The following is a 6,957-nucleotide window of genomic DNA, read 5'->3' as shown; positions in this document are numbered from 1 at the left end:
GATCTCGTCGATCTCCGGTGGCCGACCACTACGAGACATGTCCTGCAACGCCGCGATCCCACCAGCGTCATAGCGAGCTCGCCAGTCCACCACCGTCGGGCGACTCGTCCCGGTCCGGCGCGCGATCTCAGCGTTGGGCAACCCGTCCGCGGCCAACAGCACGATCCGCGACCGCAACGCGATCCCAGCCCTGATCGAAGGCGCCCGGGTCAGCGCCTCCAGCCGAGAACGATCACCCTCACGCAGCACCAGCGGCGCAGCAACCGACATACCTCATTCTCTCGCAGCATCAACCGTAAACAGAGTTACGACACGAGACACTAGCGGAGACTATGGGACTCGACCCGGCTCAGTATCCGATCAAGCGTCGCCCGGCTCGACGCGATCTGGATCTGGGCCTGCGCCCGCAGCGGTTCCCGCAGATCAGGGGCGCTGTCCCAGGCTTCGCGGATCGCAGGTCGGAGTCGGGTGTCGAGGTCGGGTGCGTCCAGGTGCACCACCTCGAGCCCACCCCCGAACATGTCGCGCAGGCCGAGAAACTTGTCGTCGTAATAGGCGGAGGCCGTCAGTCCGACGACGGGAATCCCCTGGGCGAGCGCGAACACCGCCAGGTGATAGGCGCCGGTGACGACGACCCGGCAGCGCGACACCCGTGCTGCGACGTCCCGCGCGGAAACGAATGGCCCCAGCGGCGGGACTGCGCGGTCGGCCCCCTCGATCAACGGCAGCGTCGAGCGCCGATCCTCGGCCCGGTACTCCGAGATGATCAGCGGGACGAGTGGTGCGCCGTGCTCACGCGCGACCGCCCGAACGCTCGCCCCGACGACCGTTACCGCCCGAGCACCAACCGGCGAGTACTCCGCGACCCGCAGGCAGATTCCGATACCTTCGCCGGTCTCGGCTCGCCGAACCGAGTCGGCGAGTTCGATGGCGTCATCACCGGTGACGACGACGCGCTCCGCGGCGACCCCGAGTTCATCGAGCAGGGCAGGTCCCTTGCGCCCCTCCCGCAGTGCGATGAGGTCAACCCCGGGCAACACCCGGGCAGCGTGTGCCATCAACGTCGGATCCGCGAGCGGCCCCAAGCCCTGACCGACCATGGCCGCGGGCACACCGTGGGTCGCCGCCGCGGCAAGCACGCCGAAGGTCCGGGCCGCCTGGGCGGGATCGACGTCGCAGACGTATCCGCCGCCGATGACCAGAACGAGTGATGCGGCACCCACGGCGGCAGCCACGTCCGGGTGCACCGGCAGATCGGCGTCGGTGAGATCACCCGGACTCGGTGCCGATCCGGGCTCCACAGGCGGATCCGGGACCGACCGGCCTGCCCCGCGGAGTCGATTGCCGCGGAGTCGTTCGCTGAGGCTCTTGCGAGCATGCAGCCAGCCGACCGACAACGGTCCGACAGTGGCGGGCCCCAGCCAGGCGCTCAACGTCCAGATCGGCCGCACCACCGAGGAGAAGCGGCCGTCCGAGATCGGCTCCACTCCGGGGACGTAGGCCGACAACAACGACGGGGCACTGGTCAGGACACTGATCACGGCACGCGGCCAACGTTGGCGCAGCCGGCCCACTGTGACCTCCAACATCGCGAGATCACCGTTGTTGCGCATCCAGTACTCGCCGTTCTGGACGACGATCCGCAGCCCTGCGCCGTCCTCGGACCGGGGCCCGACCGACACGTCCTTCTTCATCACAATCCAGTTCTGTGCGAGGTGCTGACCGCGTACCCGAGTCCCGCTCCACGGTGAGTCGCTGCAACGGTCCAGTTGGTTAACCGCAATCGCGCTCACACCGCTAACACCACACCCCGTGCAGCCGACCCACATCATGTGCATCGCGTCATCCCGCCGGATCGGCAACCGCCCTGCTGCCGAGGGGATCGCTGGTGAAGGTGGAACAGTCCGGTGCGCAGGTACTCGGCGGTCGGATCCGACGGGTGGCACTGGCCTCAGCGGTGGCGCAGGCGTTGGGCGAGATCATCGCCTTGGGCCAGACCGTGGTCGTTGCCAGGCTCCTGAGTCCCGCAGAGGTCGGCATCTTCGCCGCAGGCACCGTGCTCACGGCGTTTCTCGCGGAGTTCTCCGAGGGTGGGCTCCGTTCTGCGCTCGTCAACCGTGAGGACGACGTCGAAGAGGCCGCCGAGACCGTCTTCTGGGCAACGCTGATATCCGGCCTCGTGCTGAGCCTGTGCGCGTTGGCCGCCGCACCCCTGATCGCTCTGATCTTCGACAGCTCCACGGCCGGCCTCATTGCCGCGACGTCGGCGGGCGGCCTCCTGCTGTACTCGGCGGCGAACGTACCGGAGGCGTTCCTCCAACGGGAGTTCAGCGTCCAGCGCCGCCTCATCGTGGGGCCGGCGATCGCCATCGCATTCGCGGCCGTGACGATCACGCTCGCGGCACTGGGTGCCGGGCCGTGGAGTCTCGTCGCCGGCACGTACGCCTCCTACCTCACCCTGCTCGTCACGGTGTGGCTGCTGTGCGGCTGGCGGCCTCGCCGCGCGCAGCCCTCGATACAGATGTGGCGCACCCTCGCGCGCTACGGGTTCCCGCTCATCACCGCGTCCATCGCGTCGAAGGCGCGTCAGCTGGCGGAGGCTCTGGTGGTGGGCCGGGCGGTCGACACCGTCGCACTCGGGCAGTACCGATACGGACTGCGGATCGCTCGTGTCCCCGCGAACGCGTTGATCGAGGTCGTCGCCTACGCGCTGTTCCCCGCCTTCTCGCGCATCGCAGGCGACGGCGCGCGGCTGGGGGCCGCCTACATCCGTGCGTTGAGCGCGGTGACGATCTGTGCTGCGCCCGTGTCCGGACTGATGTTCGCCATCGGTGAGCCACTGGTCGTGATCGTGCTCGGTGAACCGTGGCGCGGAGCAGGGATCCTGGTCACCGCCATGGCTGGGCTCGGGCTGGGCAAGGGGTTCGCCTCCGTCAGCGAGGAGGCGATCAAGGGCAGTGGTCGGACGTCGCTGATCAACCGCTTCACGGCCGTGGAGATCGTCCTCGGGCTCGGGCTGCTGGTAATGGTGATCCCGTTCGGACTCGTCGGGGTCGGACTCGCCGTGTCGATCACGGCACTGGTCGTCGGGATCCAGTGCGTCGTCGGCGCGCACGGTGTTCTCGGTACGCGCGCGAAGGACGTGATGCGGGCCACGATCCTCCCGGTCACAGCAGCTGTGCTGGCCGCGGCGGGCGTGGCATTGCTCGAGCGCGATGTGCTCAACGCCGACGATCGGCCGCTGCCCGTCGCGCTGGCGCTCCTCGCGCTGGAGGGGCTGGCCTTCCTGGTCGTCTATCTGGGCGTGCTGGCCATCATCTCCCCTGCCGCGCTCAAGCAGCTCTATGGTGCACTGCGCCGCGGGAACACCCCCGCGCCGCGGGCCCGCCACCGCGCCGACGGACGCCCAGCCGGATCGGCCGGGCCGCCGTTGTCGGGGACCGAAGCGGCGAAAGGCTGTTCAGCCAACCGGGCTCAACACCGGGTACGAGTCACGAATGACCGCGGCGCCGACACGGACTGACCGACCGGCTGACCGACGACCGATCTCGGGGTCCCGGAACCGACGTGCACCCGATCGGTCAGCGCGTCGAGTCACGTAGGCGCCGCGAGACGATCCGGGCCGCGATTCGTGACGCGTGTGCCGTGAGCTGTTGCTTCATCGGGTGAATGCGGCGCAGGAGGACCGGGGACAACCCGAGGCCGGTGATGACCAGCATTCCCCGCGCCGTCCGGCGCTGCTGGAAGGCGCGGCGGGCCGCGCGGCGGGCAGCGGGAACATCGCCGTTGACGAAGGCCCACCGCGCCCGGCGCAGCGCCTGCTCGTAGCGCAGCCCACGGAGTCGACGATCCAGGACTCGCATCGTGGCGGCATCGCCGGAGGCTTCGGCGGCGCTGACGTACGCCAGCTCCCGGTTGCGCTCGAAGGCGTCGACCGCGCTGGGATCACGGGACGCCGAGTCGTCACGCATGCGGTAGCGCGTCAGCCGCTCAGGCAGAACTCGGACGTCGTGCCCGGAGCTGACCAGCCGCAGGAACAGGGCGATGTCCTCGACCAGGTCGGTACCCGGTGCATATCCGCCCGCGGCGAACCACGCCTCGCGGCGAAACGCGGCGAAGTAGGGGACGACATCGTGTTCGCCGACCAGATCCGCCAGCGTCAGTGCATGATCCAATCCGGTCGACCGGCGCAGGAACGACCGCGCCATGTCGCGCTCCTCGCCATCGACGAAGAGGTAGGAGTCGCACGAGAGCACGTCGATGTCGGGCCGGGCATCGAGCACCTCGGCCATGCGACGGCAGAAGTCCGGCGTCAACAGGTCATCGCTGTCGAGCGGGACCAGGTACCTGCCCAGCGCCGCGGATGCGGCCGTGGTCATGCCGCCGACCAGCCGTCGGTTCTCCTGACGGATCAATCGGACGCGCGGATCGCGCGTGTAGCGACCGACGATGTCGGCGATCGCATCCGACCGACCGTTGTCCACGACGATGAGCTCCCAGTCCCCGAAGGTCTGGGCGAGCACCGACTCGATCGTCTGTGCGAGGTAGGCCTCGCAGTTGTACGCGGAACACATCACACTGACGGCCGGCGCATCGTTGCGGTCACCGTTTGCGGGGCTGGCCTGCTCCTCGACCGTCACATGAGGGTCCTTCCTCCCGTCGAACAGCCCAACCCTGGCACCGGCTGTTCGTCGACATGGACGTCGGGACCGACGCACTGTGTGTTACGCCTGGTCGGCCCATCTCACGTGATCGATTCAACCTTCAACTGCGGCGAGCGTGGTGCCGATGCGCCAGTCGTCGTAAACGACGGTGCCCGGCGTGGCAATGGCCGAATCCCGGTAGTAGCCGATCTTCAGGTAGCTCCCGTCCACACCATTCGGACCGGGGTACATCGTTCCGGTGGCCGGCGCGTAGTGGGGCAGGATCAGCTTGCCGTCCTGCCATATCTCCACATAGCCGACGGAAGGGTCCGAGGAGAACTTGACGTGCAGCACCCAGTCGACCCACCTACCGGTGGTCGCTGCCGCGAGCTGCAGGTTGAACGGGCGTGGTCCGGTGGGATAACCGTACCCGCCTTCAAGGCGGTACTGCCCCTGCTCCACGTACAACGCCAGGGGCGGTGACCCGTCGAAGTTCTGCTTGAACTGCGTGATCGACTGCCATTCGGCTTCGACGGGAAACCCCGGCTCGAGATAGGTTGAGAACCGGAAGTAGAGATCGTCGCCCGATACCAGATCCCGAAATGCCGGCAGCAGCTCGTTACGTGAGCCGCAGCAGATCCCGTCGGAGGCTTTGCTCATGCCCCCGATACCGAGCGCTACCGCGTACCTGCCATCACGCACCGGCGCCTCGACGATCGCGGGCGGGATCCCACCAACGAGGTTCCAGGGTGCCGTCTGGAACTGCGAGAGGTCGCCGGTCTCGATATCACCGACCCAGAGCGTGCGGTCCGGGACGGGGACGAACGAGATGGGCGCGGCCGCGGCGTCGTCCGCGCAGCTCCCGGCGAACAAGGCCATTGCGGTGACGCAGAGTGCCGCAACGAGCCGGGATCGAAGCCGGCGATCCCTCGAACCGGCAGACATGGTGCCCACCCGGGCAATGGTGCCACGATCGGCACCACTGCCCGAGCCTGCCCAAGCCGCTATCGGCCTGTGTCAGCGAGCAACCGCGGCACGAGAGGTACCGATGCGCCAATTGTCCAGATACATCGTTCCGGGAGCGGTGATGCTCGGGTCACGATAAGGACCCGTCTTGACGTAGCTGCCGGCTCGGCCTCCGGTACCCGGATACATCGTGCCCGAGGTGGGAGCGAACCGGGGCAGCACGAGATTGCCGTTCTGCCACACCTCGACGTACCCGATCGCGGGGTTTGCCGAGAACTTGACGTGCAGCACCCAGTCGACCCACTGACCGGTCGGAGCGGGGCTGAGCGGCTTCATGAACGGCTTGGGACCCGTCGGGTACCCGTAACCACCCTCGATCTTGTACTGCCCGTCCTCGACGTACAGGCCCAGCGGCGGCGATCCGTCGAAGTTCTGCTTGAACTGGGTGATCAGCTGCCAGCCACCGCTCGTCGGAAACCCGGGCGCGAGGTAGTTCGAGAAGCCGAAGTAGAGGTCGTCGCCTTCCTCGAGGTCTCGGAACTTCGGCAACAGCTCGTTGCGGGATCCGCAGCAGATGCCGTCGCTGGCCGTGGTCGCACCGGTCAGACCGAGCGCGATGGCGTGGCCGCCGTCGCGCACCGGGCTGGTGACGACCTTGGGCTGGGTTCCGCCGACGTCGTTCCACGGGCCGTCCTGGAACTGCGAGAGATCACCGGTCTCGGCGTCACCGGTCCACAGGACCTCGTTCATCGGCCGGGGACCCGTCGACGGGTTGGACGGGGGCGGCGTTGTGGGTACCGGCGTGGAGGTCGGGGTGGGAGTCGTCGTCGGCTTCGGGGTCGGCACCGGTGTAGGGGTCGAGGAGGCGGGAGGCTGCCGAGGGTGACGTCGCCGATCGGAGACGTGACCGAACTGACGGAGCGTGTTGGTATCCGTCCCCGACGTCGCGTCGACGTCGGACGGGTCGGACGGGTCGGACGGGTCCGCCGACGGGTCGGATGGGTCCGCCGACGGGTCGGACGGTGCGGACGGGGGCGTCGTTCGGGGGGACGACTGATCCGATGTAGGCGCAACTGAGGACGGCCGGCTCGCCGCGGCATTTCTCGCCGCGGCCTCGAGCTGGGGATCACAGGCCGACGTCAGGAGCACCGCACAGAGTCCGCCGATGGCGACGGCAAGAGCGGGGAGGCGTCGCATCACGTTCCTCTCGTGGGCACGTAGGGGTTGCTAGGGAGCGCGCCGAGTATCGCCAGGTCAGATGCGGAGCGCTACGGACCCCTGGGGCTGCCCCCCGACAGACTGAGAACCGCACACCTGATCGGATGAAGATCAGGCCGAAGTGGCTTTC

The 6,957-nt window shown here is 68.2% G+C and carries 6 protein-coding genes; 1 reads left to right on the top strand and 5 read right to left on the bottom strand.

Annotated elements, in window-relative coordinates; translation table 11 throughout:
* On the bottom strand, window positions 1-270 hold a 270-nt coding region (locus ACFPFQ_RS41310; protein WP_379628726.1), incomplete at its 3' end, for a helix-turn-helix domain-containing protein.
* Between the two features lie 50 nt (window positions 271-320).
* Window positions 321-1,793: a polysaccharide pyruvyl transferase family protein gene (locus tag ACFPFQ_RS41305; RefSeq protein WP_379628725.1), complete on the bottom strand. Its 1,473-nt coding sequence runs from the start codon at window positions 1,791-1,793 to the stop codon at window positions 321-323.
* Window positions 1,794-1,888: 95 nt separating this feature from the next.
* Between ACFPFQ_RS41305 and ACFPFQ_RS41300 the strand changes: the two genes are divergently transcribed.
* The gene (locus tag ACFPFQ_RS41300; RefSeq protein ID WP_379628724.1) at window positions 1,889-3,523 is read left to right on the top strand and encodes an oligosaccharide flippase family protein; all 1,635 of its coding nucleotides are present in this window, start codon (window positions 1,889-1,891) and stop codon (window positions 3,521-3,523) included.
* A 58-nt stretch (window positions 3,524-3,581) separates the two neighbouring features.
* Here ACFPFQ_RS41300 and ACFPFQ_RS41295 read toward each other — a convergent pair whose 3' ends face one another.
* The 3 genes from ACFPFQ_RS41295 to ACFPFQ_RS41285 all read right to left on the bottom strand — a co-directional run bounded on the left by ACFPFQ_RS41295 (window position 3,582) and on the right by ACFPFQ_RS41285 (window position 6,359).
* On the bottom strand, window positions 3,582-4,640 hold the full coding sequence (locus ACFPFQ_RS41295) for a glycosyltransferase family 2 protein (RefSeq protein WP_379628723.1): 1,059 nt from the start codon (window positions 4,638-4,640) through the stop codon (window positions 3,582-3,584).
* A 117-nt stretch (window positions 4,641-4,757) separates the two neighbouring features.
* Window positions 4,758-5,588 carry a polysaccharide lyase gene (locus ACFPFQ_RS41290; protein WP_379628728.1) on the bottom strand — a complete coding sequence of 277 codons (831 nt, stop codon included), beginning with the start codon at window positions 5,586-5,588 and terminating at the stop codon, window positions 4,758-4,760.
* A 72-nt stretch (window positions 5,589-5,660) separates the two neighbouring features.
* Window positions 5,661-6,359, bottom strand: a complete 699-nt coding sequence (locus ACFPFQ_RS41285) for a polysaccharide lyase (protein WP_379628722.1) — start codon at window positions 6,357-6,359, stop codon at window positions 5,661-5,663.
* Between the last annotated feature and the right edge of the window lie 598 nt (window positions 6,360-6,957).

This window comes from Pseudonocardia sp. GCM10023141 (genome assembly GCF_042653605.1).
Note: the sequence above shows the minus strand (reverse complement) of the source record. Positions and strands in the feature narration are given on the sequence as shown.